Below are 17,908 nucleotides of genomic sequence, written 5' to 3' on the forward strand. Positions count from 1 at the left end.
GTTTTTAAAAATAGCTATATATCAATTAAAAACTCACTCTGATATTTGAGCGTTGTTTTTAGAGTTGACGGCAGGTACCACTAAACGAAAGCAGGATTTTGGATGTTCAGGGATATAGAGTAAGCGTGCTTGATTGGCCTCACAAAATGCCTGTGACAAATACAGTCCCAGCCCTGTACCTGCTTTGTCTGTGGTAAAAAATGGGTCAAATAAATAGGGCAGGTCAGCCTCGCTCACACCATGACCATTATCCAATACATCGATTATAACATCGTTGTCTGCACAGTAAATGTCCATCTCTACGTAGGCATGAGGATGGGCATAGCTGCTGTAACGCAGTCCATTATTGATGAGATTGATTAATATCTGTTCTAGTTGATGCGTGTCAAATGATATAGTTGGCTGGGTCTTGACGCGTAGAAAAATATCATGACCTTGGAAATGATTGTCCAAAAACTCTGGTAGCCACTGCGCCAAAACAATGGACTGCTGAGTGGCGGTTTGCTGGCGCGACAGTTTCAAAATGTCTTCAATAATGCGGTTTACCCGTTTTGTCTGTGAGAATATCATCTCATAAAGCTCATGATTGCCAGCCAGATCAACAGACATGCTGCTTGCCAATAGACCGTCATCTGTTGTGCTTTGTACATCGGCTTGTACGATATCTTCCATCAACAGCTGACTGGCTTGAGAGATGGCTGCTAAGGGGTTTCTAATTTCATGAGCGATACTGGCCGTTAACTGTCCCAAAGAGGCCAGTTTCAGTTGCTGAGCGCTGGCTTGTTCACGGCGCAAATCTTCTAATAGGATTAACTTGCTATCGTCCTTTAGTGGAATAATCTGTACACGTAATTTACCGAATATAGAAGCGTTGGCTATCGCAGGCACATCGTAGGTGAAGGTACGCGACTGTCCTGTCGCAACAGACAAACAGGCTTTGAACAGCTGCGAATGTTGCTGGGTAAGCTGCTGTTCAAAGTGAGATAAAAGCGTGCTTTGCGTGTCGTCTAACACGTCATCTGCATTATTAAACGTACTACGAGTGGCTCGCAGTGGACTGAGTGAAATACTGAGTAATTGGTGAGCGGCCAGATTTGCTAAGACGATATGATGTCGATCAATGACAATGACTCCATTGACCATCTGAGTAATGACTTCTTGATTGATGACATTCAGTCGCTCCACTTCTTTGGCATGGTTGGCCGCGACTTTTTCTAGCTGTACTAAGCGTTGTGAGATCGACCAGCTCAAGCCGCCAACGGCCAGAAAACTGGCTGACATTAATAAGGCATCACCCAAGTTGTTTAAGCTCATGCTATTGGCAATGGCATAAAAAAACTGCTGATAGATAACAAAAATGATCGCAAGCAAGGTAATGACAAGCGCTTGTGAGCTATGCAATAACATAAAGCTTGCGGCAACCACCACCATATATAGCATAGTCAGCTGCAAATCGGGCGCACCTGCTGTATAGAGTAACAAACTTAATATGATGACGTCTAAGACCAGTCCAACTGCTAGCTGACGCCGCATCTGAGTTCTAACCACATAGAACAGACCGAGCAAAATCAAGCTTAAGAGTACATAAAAGCTCAGAGTCGTCTGCTGCAAAAAACTCGGCAAAGATGCGCTACTATCAGCACGTGCTGCAATGTATAGCATGAGCATCGAAAACAGGCTAACGACGAATCGATAACTGCTATAGATGATACCTAGCTTGCGTAATTGCGGCAGCGATAGAGTGTCATCATGATGTGCATAACGAATAATGGCAGAGACAAGGCTGCTAGCAGGCTTCATAGATTGACCATAATAATAGGGTGATGACCAAGCCGATTTATGGCTGAATCAAGCCATGACGAATGGCCAGATGTGTTAGTTTGACATCACTATCAACCCCGACTTTTTCGTAGATACGGTAGCGATAAGTATTGATGGTTTTCACACTAACGAACAGCTGATCGGCGATTTGTTGAGGGCTTTGACAGTTGACAACCATCATGGCCACTTGTTTTTCTCTATCGCTTAATAAGTCAAAAGGAGAATTAGCATTATCAGAGAGTAAGACATCGGCCAGCTGTTCTGCGACATCTTGACTAAAATAACGCCCTCCTTGATAAATCTTGTTGACCGCGCGTATCATCTCATCGAGCGGCGTGCCCTTAGTGATATAACCATTTACCCCTGCCTTAATCAGCATTGAAGGGTAAGGCTGTGCAGACATGCTACTGACCGCCAAGATCTTAATACCCATATCAAGTTGAATCAAACGTTTAGTGGCCTCAAGCCCGCCAATATTAGGCATGTTGACGTCAAGTAATACCACATCAGGACGCAGTTGTTTGGCCATCTTGATCGCCATATCGCCACTATCAGCCTCGCCAACTACTTCGATATCAGCACTGTCTGACAGCATACGGCTGATGCCCATTCGCACCAAATCATGATCGTCAACCACCAATACTTTAATCATAACCATACTCTTTATTATTGTTTGTCAGAATGAATGTTTTATAACTATTAAATGAAATATAAAAAATGTTTAAGCCATCGCAAAACTAAGATACTAAGTATTAATGGTCAGTATATCTGCATACATCGCTTGCAGACTATCCATATTCAGTGCGAAACAGAGTCAGTAATACACTTACAATTACTTGCGACCAGTGTCCATAACATACCAACAAGCATAGCGTTCAACGTTAATTTATATTGCTACGATGTAAATCAATGTTTCTATAACATCAAGTGGTTGTAGCAAAGTTTGAACGACACTAAAAAAAACCGTTAAATCAGTTTGATAGATTAAACTTAAATGTAAACCATGATACACTAAAAATACAAAAACTCTATGTGAGTACTTACAAACACACCTATAAACGCTACGTACGTTCTTGGCGTCAGTCACTGTAACTGGCGTAATAGCGACAGCAGGAGACATTATGAAGCAACTACCATTAACCAAACAGCAATTAATCGCTGCTATGATTTCATTGAGTTTGGGCAGTGTTGCACAAGCGGCACTTACTATTAATGGTAGCGCTGATACAGGCTCTAGCGCCCGTATGAGTTGGGGCGGTGCTGATAGCTTGTCTGAAGCTCGCAACATCATGTATACGTCCAGCGGCTCTGCTATAAAGAAAGTCGATAATGGCTTTGGTACGACCAATATCACAAATACGACCAGCTTTGGTAGCAGTAACAATACCAACAGTAATCGCTATAACACGACCTATCGTGGTGCTTTTGGTAGCAGCGATATGATTCCTATCAGCACGGACTCTCGTAGTGTCGCTGTGATTGATGCGGAAACTGGTGAATCGATCTATGAAAAAGACGCTGATATCGCACGTCCCATGGCCAGTATCACCAAAGTAATGACTGCCATGGTCGTGCTTGATGCTGGTCTTGATATGCGCGAAGAGATTACTTTGGATCCAGAAGATTTTGTCGGTCCTAAGCGTGCCAGCTCGAACCTAAAATCTGGCGATCGCATGAACCGCGCTGAAATTTTATTGATGGCGTTGATGAAGTCTGAAAATCCAGCTGCAAAGAGCCTAGCGCGTAATTATCCAGGTGGTTATGATGCCTTTATGCGTGCCATGAACCGAAAAGCACGAGACTTGGGCATGAATACGGCATTTTTTGGTGATCCAACAGGCTTAGATAAGCGCAACGTTGCCTCATCAAATGACTTGGTAAAAATGGTACGTGCAGCCGGTAACTATGATGTGATTCGTCGTTTTTCGACGACCAAGAGCTATGACTTCTTTGTTTCAAACTACTCAAGTGGTAACCGTACTTACAAAGCCAACAATACCAGCTCGTTGGTTCGTGATGGCAGTTACCCAATTGGTATCTCAAAGACTGGTTTTATCAATGAAGCAGGGCGTTGCGTGGTGATGGAGACCCGTGTGAATAACCGTCCAGCAATTATTGTGATTTTAGGCGCAAACAGCTCAGCGACACGATGGGGCGATGCCAAAAATATTCTAAACAGTTTGGCCACTCGTCGTACGGTATAAGTTTGATGCTTTAAATATCTTGCTATTTCGAATATATGAAAAGCCGTTATATTATATAACGGCTTTTTTATTGTGTTGAACTTAATAAATCAGGACATACATTATGACTCAGTCACCAATCGCATTTACTGCACCGAAGCTCTATCTGCTAACCAACGATGACGATTTTGCTGTTTTGTATCAAAAACTGAATACGGCGCTAGCAACCGGACTGATTGCGCTCTTGCAAATTCGGCGTAAAAAAACGCTTGCTCTACCAAATGGCGCATCGACGCTTTTTAAGGAAGCAGAGCAAATTACCAAATTGGCCAAAATGTATAATGTGCCAGTGGTCATCAATGATGATATCGAGCTGGCGGCAAAGCTTGGTGTTGGTGTGCATTTAGGCCAGACGGACGGACAGATAAATGATGCGTTGCAAGTGCTTGCGCCGCATCAAATCATTGGTCGTACTTGTCATGAGGATGTTGAGCTAATAAGAGCCGCAAAAAACGATGGTGCAAGCTATGCTGCGATGGGCGCTATATTTGCCTCTACCACCAAACCAAATGCCGATACAATCTCGCGCCAGCAGCTCATCGAAGGATGTCAACAAGGCATACCGATATGTGTGATAGGAGGATTAACGGCAGAAAACGTCTTAGAGCTGGCAGGCTTACCAATTGCACTGATCGCCGTCGTGGGAGATATTATGGATTTGCCAGTTGAGAAAATAGCTCAGCGCTGTGATGAATGGCAGCAGGCGTTGTCCAAATGGAATACGCCTGCTTAAGACGTGCTTTTAAAGGAGGATGACGCTTTATTCGGCATGTTCCATACACAAGGTAGCATAGGGTAATGCTTCTAGGCGTTGCTCTTCGATTTGCTTGCCGCATACTTCACATTCACCGTAAGTACCACTTTCAAGACGACTCAAAGCATTTTCGACATAAATTAGACTCTGGCGTGCCTCGGCCATTAAGTTTTTGCGCATGTCATTTTGACGATAAGATATGGCTTGATCTTCCCAGTGCTCATTGAGATCATCTTGTGGGTTTTGGATGTGATCTTCGATTTTGTCAATACGTGACTCATATTCATCTTTGAGTGTTAATAGGTTTTGCTTAGCAGTGTCTAAATTGATACTCATTGTGTTCTCCTAAAGGATTATTTTTATTGTCAACGCATCTATCATAAAGAGCCTGACTGCTGAGTACCACCACGAAATGTTACTGTTTATTGAATCATCGCAACGCTTTTAACTATAATCGTTTCATTGAAATCAGGGTCTAGAAATATCGGCTCAATACAGCATTCTTGCTAAAATTTTGGCAGGTTGTTTATGAGCCTGTGATAGAAAGCTGATAGAATACACCGCCGCTGATTTCTAGTCACTTATTTGATCCAGTAACGTGCGTGGATCATTAGTATGAGAGCACAGTGATAAAAATAGTAAAAGTGAAGCGTAATAAGCCCAATTGTCAAAATACATATGGTAGATGATCGTTAGGTCATATCAATCATAATAGCAATCGTCAATTAACAGATATAGTGATGCATAGGAGCAGGTAATGAATTTTTTGCGTATGAGTGAGCTGAGCTTGACCGATAAAGTGGTATTAATCAGAGAAGACTTAAACGTACCTATCAAAAACGGCAAGGTCACGAGCGATGCTCGCCTACAAGCCAGTCTACCTACGATCAAAATGGCACTGGAAAAAGGTGCGGCTGTCATTGTGTGCTCACATCTAGGACGCCCAACAGAAGGTAATCCTGAAGCCATATACTCATTGGCACCAGTCGCTGATTATTTGACGGACAAATTAGGCTCGCAATTGTCAACACCTGTACGCCTTAATACTGACTATCTGACGCAAGGTGCCGCTGTAAAATCTGGTGAAGTGGTATTGCTAGAAAACGTACGCTTTAATGATGGTGAAAAGAAAAACGATGCGACTTTAGCGAAAAAATATGCTGATTTGTGCGATGTCTTTGTGATGGATGCTTTTGGAACGGCTCACCGTGCGCAGGCTTCGACAGAAGGTGTCACCCAAGCGATGCGTCAAGCAGATAAGACGGTTTGTGCAGGACCGTTATTGGCCGCTGAGCTTGATGCTTTAAGCCTTGCCCTTGAAACACCCGCACAGCCAATGATTGCCATCGTTGGTGGATCGAAAGTGTCTACCAAGTTAGAAGTGTTACATAGCTTGGCTGAAGTCTGTACGCAGATTATCGTTGGTGGCGGTATTGCCAATACTTTCTTAGCAGCGCAAGGACATAGCGTCGGTGCCTCATTATACGAAGCAGATTTGCTCGATACGGCGCGTGACATCATGACCAAGACTGAAATCTTATTGCCTGAGTATGTCGTCGTTGCTGATAAAGGTGATATCGATTTTGCTGATTTTACGGGTTCTTTGCAAAAGGCGGCGGCAACGATCAAGTCTGTTGATGCGATTGGTGACAATGACATGATATTGGATATTGCACCAGAGAGCGCAACACAGCTTGCTGATGCAATTATCAATGCAAAAACCATCTTGTGGAATGGTCCAGTGGGTGTTTTTGAGGTCGATGCTTTTGGTCAAGGCACACAAATACTGGCAACTGCTGTCAAAAATAGCGACGGGTTTTCGATCGCTGGTGGCGGTGATACGTTGGCGGCTATTGATAAATATCAAGTTGCGGATGGCGTCAGTTATATGTCAACAGGCGGCGGTGCATTTTTAGAGTTCGTTGAAGGTAAAGTACTCCCTGCAGTCGCAGCTCTGCAAACCAATGCCTAAATATCTAACAATATTCAAGATTTTGGTAACATTAGACGTACAACTAACCTTTGGTATCTCAGGTAGTCTGTGGAAGTAATGTTTTGACTGGCATTTTGCTGAATTTATTTGGTGAGCAAAAAGTGGTGGTCATTGATTATTAAGCGTTAATTATTTGTTTATATACTGAAAATTATTATTGCATGTCCTATTCGCACTCTATAAAATAGCGCGACCATGTATTTTGACATGCATTCTTTACGAGAGGTTTATTATGTTAAAACGTCATTTATTACTGGCCAGCTTACTTGCTGGTACTTTTGCAATCACTGCATGTAGCCAACAAACAGAAGAAAACACTGAAGCTGCTGTTGAGTCTGCGGGCGACGATGCCGCTGCTAACGCTGATGCTGCTGCCGCTGAAACAGACGCCGCTGCTGCTGAAGCTGAAGCTGCTGCTCAAGACGCTGGTGCTGAAATTGCTGAAGGCGCTGACACTGCTGGTGCTGCTGCAACCGACGCTCTAGCAAACACTGGTGATGCTATTGCTGAAGGCACTAACACTGCCGTTGAAGGCACTGCTTCAGCCGTTGCTGACGGTGCTGCTGCTGTTGCTGATGGCGCAAATGATGTTGCAGTTGATGCAGAGCAACAGTATTAAGCTATACAATGACTAAGCACTATAATGGCTGATTTATTGGGGCGCTATCGATAGCGTACCTTTACGAGTAGTCATTGTTAGTGCTTTATAAGCCTCAAAATACTAAAAAAGCCTTGGTGATTACCAAGGCTTTTTGCGTTATATGTTTTGGTAAAACCAATTAGATAGTCTGTTCGATAAAGACTAATATATAGACTAAATTTGAGCGATAAGACTGTATAGACTGACAAATAGTCAGGCAACTGCTACGAAGATCACGTAATATTTGCTATAATTGACACATAATAATTACAACCAAATCAATTCAGCCATCACGAACCTATATACCATCAGTATGGCTGGGTAGATGTTGACGTGATTATTATTATTATGTATGCCTTTTAAGCATTTTTTAAATACCATTCAAAATCCAATCAGAGAGCGTTTTATGGCCTTAATATCATTACGTCAACTTCTAGATCATGCCGCTGAACACAGCTACGGTGTTCCTGCTTATAACGTCAATAACTTAGAGCAAATGCGTGCAATCATGATGGCGGCGGATGCTTGTGACTCACCTGTTATTGTTCAAGCCAGTGCAGGAGCGCGTAGTTATGCAGGGTCAGCATTTTTGCGTCACTTGATTATTGCTGCTATCGAAGAATGGCCACATATCCCAGTGGTGATGCATCAAGATCATGGTATGTCAGCCGCTATTTGCCAACGCTCAATCCAGCTCGGTTTTTCATCAGTGATGATGGATGGCTCACTTGGTGAAGATGGCAAAACACCAATGGATTATGATTACAATGCGAACGTCACTCGTGAAGTGGTCAAGATGGCTCACGCTTGCGGCGTGTCTGTCGAAGGTGAGATTGGCTGTTTGGGTAGCCTTGAGACAGGCATGGCAGGCGAAGAAGATGGCTCTGGCGCTGAAGGCGTACTAGACCACGAGCAACTATTGACCAGCGCTGATGAAGCTGAGCAGTTCGTAAAAGATACCAATGTTGATGCGCTTGCGATTGCGATTGGTACCAGTCATGGTGCTTATAAGTTTACGCGTCCACCGACAGGCGACATTTTGTCTATTGAGCGTGTAAAAGAGATCCATGCACGCATTCCTAACACCCATTTGGTGATGCATGGTTCGTCATCAGTACCGCAAGAGTGGCTAAAAGTCATCAATGAAAATGGCGGCAATATTGGTGAGACCTATGGTGTGCCAGTTGAGCAGATCGTAGAAGCAATCAAGCACGGTGTTCGTAAAGTCAATATCGATACGGATCTGCGTCTAGCATCGACAGGCGCTATTCGTAAGTTTCTTGCAGAGAATCCGAGCGAATTTGACCCACGTAAATACTTTAAAGCCTCTATGGTCGCGATGTCAGATATCTGTACCAATCGTTTTGAAGCATTCGGTTCGGCAGGTCAAGCGCACAAAATTCGCCCAATTAGCCTAGAAGGTATGGTGAATTTTTACTAGCTCGCCACTAATTTAAGCGATATTGATAGTGAAGCTATGCTGATATAGTTCAGTTATATGTCGTGTAATGGTAGCGAGTGTCATTTTTATAATAATCCCTATAAGAGGTAGCAAGCGATGATTGGATTGATTACTGGGCAGGTGCAGTACTTGATGGCACCGACGGCCTGTATCATGACCACCTCTGGCGTAGGGTATGATATCGAGCTACCATTGCCGTCATTTTGCCAACTACAGCTGAACGAGCAGGCGAGTATCTGGACGCACTTTCATGTGCGTGAAGATGCACAATTGCTTTATGGTTTTATCGACCGTAAAGAGCGCGATGTCTTTCGCCAATTGATCAAGATCAATGGTGTTGGGGCAAAAATGGCATTGGCTATGCTGTCTGCAATGTCAGCGGCTGAGCTAAAAATGCATGTCGAGCAAGACTCAGAAACGGCATTGACTCGCATACCAGGTATTGGTAAAAAAACAGCGCAGCGTTTGCTGATTGAGCTAAAAGATAAGCTAAAAAACATCGAGGTTGATAATAGCTCGCTTGAGCTGACGCCTCAGATGGTAACGGTTTCTCATGAAGGCAGTATCATTGCCGAAGTAGAGGGCGCGCTTATCAGCCTGGGCTACAAAGAAAAAGAAGCGCAGCTAGCGATTAAAGCGGCCAAGAGTAAAGGCGATACTTTCGCTGATACTCAAGGCTTATTAAAAGCCACGTTACAGCAGTTATCAACGTTTAAGTAGTTTTGGCTGCTGATGCTATTAATAATTGCATCAATACATATCGAACAGATAAGCGACATTAAGTGTCGCTTATTTTCGTTTTAGCATCTGCTTAATGAGGTTTTGCATGACTTATGCGCAGCGTTTGGTTATGCTATTTGTTACCTAAACTTTTAATATAATGATAAATTCTATGATGCAAGATCGCTTAATTAACCCGCTAGAAGGCGCAAGTGATGCGCCTGATGCCAATATTCGACCAGCATTGTTGGCTGAATATATTGGTCAGCCGGTCGTACGTGAGCAGATGGAGGTGTTCATTGGGGCTGCTAGAGGCCGAAATGAACCGCTGGATCACACGCTGATATTTGGTCCACCAGGACTGGGGAAAACCACACTGGCAAATATCATTGCTCGTGAAATGGGCGGCAATCTGCGCTCGACTTCAGGACCTGTGCTTGAACGTCCAGGTGATCTGGCAGCCATGCTGACGAACTTAGAAGAGGGCGATGTACTTTTTATCGATGAAATTCATCGCTTGAGCTCAGTTATTGAAGAGATTCTTTATCCAGCGATGGAGGATTTCCAATTGGATATTATGATTGGTGAAGGTCCTTCTGCGCGTTCGATCAAGCTTGATTTACCGCCATTTACTTTGGTGGCAGCAACGACCAGAGCAGGACTATTGACCTCACCCTTACGTGATCGATTCGGTATCGTGCAGCGCCTTGAGTTTTATAATATTGCTGATCTGACGACGATTGTCAGTCGGGCAGCACGCTTGATGCGCGTGCCCATGAGTGAAGATGGTGCGATTGAGATTGCCCGCCGTGCACGTGGTACACCAAGGATTGCCAACCGTTTATTGCGCCGTGTGCGTGACTATGCTGAAGTGAGAGGCGACGGTAGCATCAATGGTGCGATTGCAGGTAGTGCACTAGATATGTTAGCAGTGGATAGACGAGGGCTTGATCACTTAGACAGACGTTATATCGAGATATTACAAGAGCGCTTCGATGGTGGTCCTGCTGGTGTTGAAGCAGTGGCAGCGGCAATGGCTGAGGATCGAGGCACGCTTGAAGATGTGATCGAGCCGTATCTGATTCAGCAAGGCTATGTACTGCGTACTGCTCGCGGTCGCGTATTGACCCAAATGGCGATTGATCAGATGTTATAGTATTCAGTATTCAGTATTCAGTATTCAGTCAAAAAGAAGCCCCTGCTTTTAATCAAAAGCAGGGGCTTCTTTTTGACTCTATAGCTTTAATTTTATTTTCGGATACTGGTTGCTATCGTATGATAAGGAAGCCGTTAAAGCTTCAATTGTGAACGACCATAAAAATGCGCTCAAGCATGTTGATAAGCCTTTAATACAGGCGACTGCTAGGCGTTTAAGCTAACACCTTTAAGCCAACACCTTTAAGCCAAAATTCGCCAAACCACAACTAAGATAGCTAAAATATAAAAGATAGGTGATAGCCAACCGACGACTTGCGTCGCGATAGCAATGAAAATAGCGAATCCTGCCAATGCTAACCAATCGCGGCGACGGTCATTTAGCATGTCGGCGCGTATTTGCTGTATTTCGCGCAGTTGACTGTCTTGACGAGAGCCTTGTGAAGCAAGGCTTTGTAGCCCTTGATCCAGTAGTTTGGGGATATCAGTGGTAGCCAATAGCATTTCAGGTAATTGCTGGCGTAGCTGCTGCAGGTTACGCATAGGATCTAACTGCTCTTTGATCCAACTACTCAAAATCGGTTTGGCCAGTGACCAGATATCTAGATCAGGATATAAATCGCGGCCGAGTCCTTCTACATGTACCAAAGTTTTGAGCAAGAGCATCAGCTGCGGCGGGATACTCATATGATGCCTGCGAGCAATGTCCAAAATTTGCATGAGCACGCCTGCAAAATCAATGTCATTAATTGATTTTTGTAGCATGGGGCCAACGGTGCGTTTCATATCACGCATCAGAGCATGCTTATCGGCATTGGGTGGTATCCATCCTGCACGGCTCACGATATCGACCACTGCAGTAAAGTTATTATTCATCACCGCCAGTAGCATCCGCGCCACGATGAGCTGATCGTCTTTTGATAGTGTGCCCATGATGGCGCAATCAAGCCCGATATAACGTGGCTCATGACCCAAATCAACCGCTGCCATACCTGCATGCAGTGTTTGCACAGGTGGCGTCTCTATGAACACGTTACCCGGATGCATATCGGCATGAAAAAAGTTATCACGAAAGACTTGGGTAAAAAATATCGTTAAGCCTTTTTTTGCAAGTGCTGCACGGTCATAACCTAACTGATCAAACATCTCAACTTGAGAGATAGGCAAACCTTGGATGCGCTCCATGACCATCACATTTTTGGCCGCATCATAGACTTCAGGCACATACATCAATGCCGAACCTAAGAAGTTATTACGCATCTGCGTCGTGTTGTCAGCTTCAAGCGTCAAATCCAGCTCATTAAGCATGACTTGGCGATAGTCTTCGACAATATCGATAATATGCACAGCACGCGCCGCTTCAATACGCGCGGATGCCCAGCTTGCCAATTCGCGTAGCAGCTCAAAATCAGCCACAATCACAGTACGGATATCAGGACGAACCACTTTTACGACCACTTCACGTCCGTCATGCAAGGCTGCGGTATGTACCTGTGCAATAGACGCAGCTGCTAGTGGTTTGATATCGAATCGAGCAAACAATGTGTCGATAGACTGACCGAGACCATGTTTAGGGTGCTGAATCTGAGCGACAGCGATATCAGCGTCAAAAGGCTTTACTTTGTCTTGTAATTGAACCAACTGAGCGATAATCTCAGGCGGTACCAAGTCGCGACGCGTTGAGAGGAGTTGGCCTAATTTTAAAAACAGTGTGCCCATATCTTCAAGTGCGTACTTGATGGCATTTGGTTGGTGTTTCTTACCCCATGCTGCAGGATGCGACCGAATCAAACGCGCTAAAGGTTGTAGCTGCGGTGCTTCTTCGACAGAAAAATGGGTATCAATACGATACGTCGCGGCAATACGCCAAAGTTCAAGTAGACGGGCACGGTGGGATAGTAGCATGAGATTAGGTACTCTGGACAAAAACGAAAATAGGGTAGACGCTGTGTTTAAGCATAGGTAGCACTATCAGTAATAGTGTTTGCCTATGATTAATCAAATACGCTACTAATAAAGCAGATTACTGATGAAACGCATTGTTGAGAAAACGGGCCTGCTCTTCTTTGATAGCAGAAAGCTTGGCTTCTTCACGTTCAACATCAGCACGCAGTTTTAGGAGTTGCTGTTTGAGGTCATTTACTTCAGCGACTTCAGTAGGATCAGGTGTGCTGTTACCTGCCACATCATTGGCCCAATCACTGACATCATCAAAAGCACGTTTGGCACTATGACGCCAACTGCCTTTGAGATGCGAGATGAGCAGATGCAACTGGCTAGCCATTGGTTTGCCAATAAAAGGCTCAAGTTGACCTGCCACATCAGGGTCAAAGCCTGCCACCAGCTGTTTTAGCTGCATCAGTACTTTGTAATCACCCTCGATTGGCAAATTACCCTCCGCGCCGCGCATCAGGTTGAGCAGTTGAGCGGGATTGTCTACGGTGATGGTACAGTCCGGACGGCTATGACCCAAGCGGGCGCGCTCCATACTGGCTTTTTGGCGTTCATTCATCTGGCCACTTGGCTCAAACACGCTCTCCGTTGTAACGGGTTCAAAGCGTAAACGCTCGTGAGTGAATAGTACATCTAAATGAATATCAGGCAGTCCCATATTGAGACGCAACACTTTACCCGCCAGCGGTGCAAGGCCCACTTTGGTAATCTCATCACTAGCAATGGCAATGTTAATCAGCTTTTCGGCACTAGCCAATAGTAAGACAGTCAGCATAAAGCTCTCGCATCGTAAAATGAGCGCCTCTGCATTAGCAGCATCAGCGCATGGGTTATGAGGTATTAAGGTTAGGTCTAATATGGCCTTGCTAATGATGCATTATGCTTTAAAGCCACGATGTACAGCGACGATACCAGCAGTTAAGTTATGATAATCACAGTTCTCAAAACCTGCTTGTTGCATCATCTGTTTGAGCGTCTGTTGATCAGGGTGCATACGAATCGACTCCGCCAAGTATTGATAACTTTCAGAATCATTGGCAATCAGTTTACCCATCACTGGCAACGCGGTAAATGAATACAAGTCATAGGCTTTAGATAGTGGCTCAAATATCGGCTTTGAGAATTCTAAAATCAATAGACGGCCACCTGGCTTTAGGACGCGGTACATGGATTTGAGCGCCGCATCTTTGTCCGTGACATTACGCAGACCAAAGCTAATGGTGACCAAATCAAAGCTGTTATCGTCAAATGGTGCCAATGTCTCAGCATTCGCCAATACAAAATCGACGTTGTTACAGCCTGCATTGATCAGGCGCTCACGGCCCACTTCTAGCATGGCTGCATTGATATCGGATAATACTACATGACCATTTCTACCGACTTCGCGGCTAAACACTTTGGCCAAATCACCTGTACCACCAGCGATATCGAGTACATGCTGTCCTGCACGCACACCTGACAGGCTAATGGCATAGCGCTTCCACAGACGATGAATACCAAATGACATCAAGTCGTTCATGATGTCGTATTTCTTAGCAACAGAAGTAAAGACATCGGCCACACGAGCTTGTTTTTCGGCTTTATTGACCGTTTTATAGCCAAAATGCGTTTCTTCGGCACCATCAGTTTCTAGCGTATGGGGATTATTGATGTCATCACGCTGGTTAAATAGCGCTTGTTTGATGTTTTGCGCAGCACTATTAGTAGAAGTATTGTTTTCACTGCTGTTTGGCATAGTGGTCTGTTGGCCTTGCGGCGTTCCGGTTGGTAGGTCTTGAACTTTGGTAAAGTCGTTGTTGCTAGTAGATTGACCATCATCTGTATGAGATGCCGCTGTCTGAGCACGTAATATTTGCGCGCTGATTTGCTGATTGTGGGCGATACTGTCTTTGACCAGCTTGTCTTGCAGATGGCCATTGGTCGTCACTGAATGTTCAGAGTTAGCAGTGTTGTTACTTGAAGTGTCGGTCATTGCATTGTCCTAGAATTTGTTTTTTATGATTGTCTGTATCAGGTGGTGTGCAAGCTGTTTTATCAGCCGAGCAAACCATAGTATAAGGTATTGACCCTATGATACATCAAACACTACTGGCTTACTGCCATTATCCGTATCATGAACTTGGTCAATAATCATCAGCTCACGCTCACAAAACGGTTCGATGAAATCGCTGACACTTTTGAGCGGCTTCATGGCCTTAAAGCCTGCATCCATAAAATCATAAAGTGGCTGATAGCCATGACGGTAGGCCGTGCTCTTCGCTAATGCAAAGGCTTTTTTGAGCATAAACGAGTTTAAGTGTTTGTCCGTGCGATAGCAGACATCCTTTAGATTGGCAATTTGTACTCGGCGCTCTTTTTTTTCATTGACCGCACGGTAGGCAGCTAGCATGTTGTCTTCATCTACTGGCAAGTTTTGGTCAAGTAGCCACTGCGCCAAATGCAGATCCAACTCAATCGCATAAATCGCTGCTTGTATACCCATGCTTCCCGCCTCTAACGCAGACTCTTTGGCAAGACGTTCTAGCTTTTTGGCTTTTGGGAGAATACGTGCCAATTGCTCGGCCAACAGTTTGAACTCTTCACCACCATATAATTGTGTGAGAAAATATTCTGCCATCAGCTGATTTTTTGGTTGTTCAAATAAGGCACGATGCGTTTTTTTAAGTCGTGCTTGTTGCCATGATTGTACGTCTTTGAGCTTGGTGTTTAGCTCGTCATCTTGATGATGTGGCAAGGCCCAAAAACGAGTCAAATGCTGTTGTAAATCAGCTAAAGCAGTCATGGCAGTAAATCCTATAGAAGTAGATTATTTTTTGAATTAAAGGGTAATTGGCTAAAGTCACTTGATGTACTGGACAGTGTAATAGATTTTTGATTATCTATCCTAATAAGTGTGCAAAATGGTGTTCACCATAAAAGAAAATAAATAAGAATACAAATGCCAAACTGTTACATAGCACTATTATTTACTCGATTGGCTCAGTGCTATGATTAAACGATAGCCAAACAGCTCCATAACCGCTGTTAACTCAACAACAATTACTATGGTGAGTGCAATTATGTCTCAAAAAAATGATACTACTGAACCAAAGGTACCACAAGGGGTGAGTGCACAATTTAGTGAGCAAGTCGTTGAGCGGCGTTTAGTGCCCAATCCGCTCAGTCAGTTTTCGATGGATGAGAACGCCCTAAGACTGGCACTGGTCACCGCACAGTATGCCCTTCGAGCCACTCGCCAACAAACCCCAACAGCCACGCCAAAGACACTAAACAAGCCAACAGGGCTTCTCGTGCTCGTCAATGGTATGGAGCAGGCGGGTAAGGGTATGGCGGTTAAGCAGCTGAGGGAATGGGTCGATCCGAGACTGCTTAAAGTTGAGGCAACCATTGGCCATTCACCGCTAAGTTATCAGCCTATTTGGCAAACCCATACCAGTGAGTTGCCGCGTCACGGTGAGGTAATGGTGTACTTTGGCAATTGGTATGCGGACTTGCTATACAATGTCATGCGACTAGCAACGTCGGATAATAAAAAAGCCAAGAATCAGCCAAAAAATAACAAACAGGTTGATGCGTCCGCATTGCCTAGTGTCAAATGGCAGGACTATCTGCATCAGCAATTAAATGAGCTAAAAGCGTTTGAGAAAGACCTTGCAGCCAATCAAACAAAACTACTGAAATGCTGGTTCCATGTCGATATAGAGATGTTGTGCCGCCGTCTAAAAGACACTGAAGCAGACCCACAGTTTTTGTATCAAATTGACTGGAACAACAAGCAAGTGATTGAAACCTTTAACGAAGTGGCTGCAACACTGCTACAGACGCAGGATGATTGGGTTATCATTGATGGCGACGATAAGTCAACGGCAGCGGATAACTTTTGTCACGAGGTTTTATATGCAATGCAAACAGCATTGGCAAGCAGTGAAATAGCAGCTCATGACACTACAAAAAATCATGCTAAGTCTAAAAATAAGAACAAGCGTAAAGGTAAGTTCAAAGCTGAAAAGTCTGAATCACAATCACAAAAAGACGTGTTTGAGCCTGTACCGATACCTAAGCAACTAACCTCTATTGATGACGCTAAAATAAGTAAGTCCGACTATCGCAAAGCGCTAGCAGAGAAACAAGCGCACCTCGCTGAGCTGTTACGTGCACGTGACGGCCATCATGTGGTCTTTGCTTTTGAGGGCATGGATGCCGCTGGCAAAGGTGGCGCAATCAAAAGGTTGGTGGCGCCGCTCGATCCACGCGAGTATCAGATTTACAATATTGGTGCCCCCATGTTATATGAGACGCAGCATCCTTATCTATGGCGCTTTTGGACAAAGTTGCCTGATGAGCAAACGAATCATATCAGCCGTATCGCTATTTTTGATCGTACGTGGTATGGGCGAGTGCTGGTTGAGCGTGTTGAAGGGTTTGCAACTGATGATGAATGGCAACGCGCTTATGCTGAGATCAATCGTTTTGAAGCAGACTTGGCTGATGCAGGGACAATCGTCATAAAATACTGGCTGGCTATTGATAAAAAAGAACAACTCAAACGCTTTAAATCTCGACAAGCGACACCGCACAAACAATTTAAATTGACTGATGATGATTGGCGCAACCGTGACAAATGGTCGGACTATGTGCAATCTGCCGCTGACATGCTCGCACGTACAGACACAAAGACAGCGCCATGGTGTATAATTGCGACCAACGAAAAATACCAAGCACGCTTGGATGTTTTGGATCATGCTATTGAGCAGCTATCGTTATTGTCTAAAACGATTTGATTTGCTTCATCAAACGAATAGGATGAGCAACATAAACGTGCGGTTACAAATTTTGTAATATCATCATGCATTGTGTGCTTATATTTAATATAATAGGCGCATCGTGGTCTTTTGACGCAACCGATTATCCTAACAGATAGCGGTTGTATTGTTTGATGCAGAAGTATATAAAAATATTGCTGTGTAGACCAATACTAGCAACCTGAAATAATCGTAACACCATAAAGTCGTGAAGCCGCAAGATGCTGTAATCAGATGATTTGGCAATATGACTTGCGGCTTTGTGATATGTGAAATGACGTATTTTAGTAAAGAGCATATATCGACAGCTTAAATCAAACGTCAAATAGTGACGCTTGACTGTGGATACGATAGCAAACAAACAT

15 protein-coding genes are annotated in these 17,908 nt (G+C 44.2%); 8 read left to right on the plus strand and 7 right to left on the minus strand.

Translation table 11 applies throughout. The features are described from left to right. Window positions 1–33: 33 nt before the first annotated feature. Together IP510_RS06170 and IP510_RS06175 are read right to left on the minus strand one after the other, a co-directional pair. On the minus strand, window positions 34–1,800 hold the full coding sequence (locus IP510_RS06170) for a sensor histidine kinase (protein WP_194363897.1): 1,767 nt from the start codon (window positions 1,798–1,800) through the stop codon (window positions 34–36). Window positions 1,801–1,837: 37 nt separating this feature from the next. Next, window positions 1,838–2,473, minus strand: a complete 636-nt coding sequence (locus IP510_RS06175; protein WP_194363898.1) for a response regulator — start codon at window positions 2,471–2,473, stop codon at window positions 1,838–1,840. 469 nt (window positions 2,474–2,942) lie between these two features. Between IP510_RS06175 and IP510_RS06180 the strand changes: the two genes are divergently transcribed. Together IP510_RS06180 and IP510_RS06185 are read left to right on the plus strand one after the other, a co-directional pair. Continuing rightward, window positions 2,943–4,025 (plus strand): serine hydrolase, encoded by a 1,083-nt coding sequence (locus IP510_RS06180; protein WP_194363899.1) that lies wholly within the window; start codon window positions 2,943–2,945, stop codon window positions 4,023–4,025. A 103-nt stretch (window positions 4,026–4,128) separates the two neighbouring features. Further along, on the plus strand, window positions 4,129–4,797 hold the full coding sequence (locus IP510_RS06185; protein WP_194363900.1) for a thiamine phosphate synthase: 669 nt from the start codon (window positions 4,129–4,131) through the stop codon (window positions 4,795–4,797). A gap of 27 nt (window positions 4,798–4,824) precedes the next feature. Here IP510_RS06185 and IP510_RS06190 read toward each other — a convergent pair whose 3' ends face one another. Continuing rightward, window positions 4,825–5,154 (minus strand): TraR/DksA family transcriptional regulator, encoded by a 330-nt coding sequence (locus IP510_RS06190; protein ID WP_194363901.1) that lies wholly within the window; start codon window positions 5,152–5,154, stop codon window positions 4,825–4,827. A gap of 421 nt (window positions 5,155–5,575) precedes the next feature. On the opposite strand from IP510_RS06190, the gene IP510_RS06195 reads away from it, so the two are divergent. From IP510_RS06195 to ruvB, 5 genes are all read left to right on the plus strand, one after another. Further along, complete coding sequence (locus IP510_RS06195) at window positions 5,576–6,790, plus strand: phosphoglycerate kinase (RefSeq protein WP_194363902.1); 1,215 nt, start codon at window positions 5,576–5,578, stop codon at window positions 6,788–6,790. Between the two features lie 253 nt (window positions 6,791–7,043). Beyond that, window positions 7,044–7,430 carry a hypothetical protein gene (locus IP510_RS06200; protein ID WP_194363903.1) on the plus strand — a complete coding sequence of 129 codons (387 nt, stop codon included), beginning with the start codon at window positions 7,044–7,046 and terminating at the stop codon, window positions 7,428–7,430. 427 nt (window positions 7,431–7,857) lie between these two features. Continuing rightward, window positions 7,858–8,892 (plus strand): class II fructose-bisphosphate aldolase, encoded by a 1,035-nt coding sequence (gene fba, locus IP510_RS06205; RefSeq protein ID WP_194363904.1) that lies wholly within the window; start codon window positions 7,858–7,860, stop codon window positions 8,890–8,892. A 117-nt stretch (window positions 8,893–9,009) separates the two neighbouring features. After that, window positions 9,010–9,633: a Holliday junction branch migration protein RuvA gene (ruvA, locus tag IP510_RS06210; protein ID WP_194363905.1), complete on the plus strand. Its 624-nt coding sequence runs from the start codon at window positions 9,010–9,012 to the stop codon at window positions 9,631–9,633. A gap of 175 nt (window positions 9,634–9,808) precedes the next feature. Then, complete coding sequence (gene ruvB, locus IP510_RS06215) at window positions 9,809–10,789, plus strand: Holliday junction branch migration DNA helicase RuvB (protein WP_194364158.1); 981 nt, start codon at window positions 9,809–9,811, stop codon at window positions 10,787–10,789. A gap of 242 nt (window positions 10,790–11,031) precedes the next feature. Here ruvB and IP510_RS06220 read toward each other — a convergent pair whose 3' ends face one another. From IP510_RS06220 to IP510_RS06235, 4 genes are all read right to left on the minus strand, one after another. After that, entirely contained in the window at window positions 11,032–12,693 is a 1,662-nt protein-coding gene (locus IP510_RS06220) for an ABC1 kinase family protein (protein WP_194363906.1), read from the minus strand. Window positions 12,694–12,811: 118 nt separating this feature from the next. Next, window positions 12,812–13,516, minus strand: a complete 705-nt coding sequence (locus tag IP510_RS06225; RefSeq protein WP_194363907.1) for an SCP2 domain-containing protein — start codon at window positions 13,514–13,516, stop codon at window positions 12,812–12,814. Window positions 13,517–13,618: 102 nt separating this feature from the next. Beyond that, window positions 13,619–14,713 (minus strand): bifunctional demethylmenaquinone methyltransferase/2-methoxy-6-polyprenyl-1,4-benzoquinol methylase UbiE, encoded by a 1,095-nt coding sequence (gene ubiE, locus IP510_RS06230; protein ID WP_194363908.1) that lies wholly within the window; start codon window positions 14,711–14,713, stop codon window positions 13,619–13,621. A gap of 96 nt (window positions 14,714–14,809) precedes the next feature. Next, complete coding sequence (locus tag IP510_RS06235) at window positions 14,810–15,523, minus strand: FFLEELY motif protein (RefSeq protein WP_194363909.1); 714 nt, start codon at window positions 15,521–15,523, stop codon at window positions 14,810–14,812. Between the two features lie 277 nt (window positions 15,524–15,800). Between IP510_RS06235 and IP510_RS06240 the strand changes: the two genes are divergently transcribed. Beyond that, window positions 15,801–17,522, plus strand: coding sequence for an ATPase (locus tag IP510_RS06240; RefSeq protein WP_194363910.1), 1,722 nt, complete (start codon window positions 15,801–15,803; stop codon window positions 17,520–17,522). The last annotated feature ends 386 nt before the right edge of the window (window positions 17,523–17,908 follow it).

The sequence above is a fragment of the Psychrobacter sp. NG254 genome, assembly GCF_015277735.1.
Taxonomy (GTDB): Bacteria; Pseudomonadota; Gammaproteobacteria; order Pseudomonadales; family Moraxellaceae; genus Psychrobacter.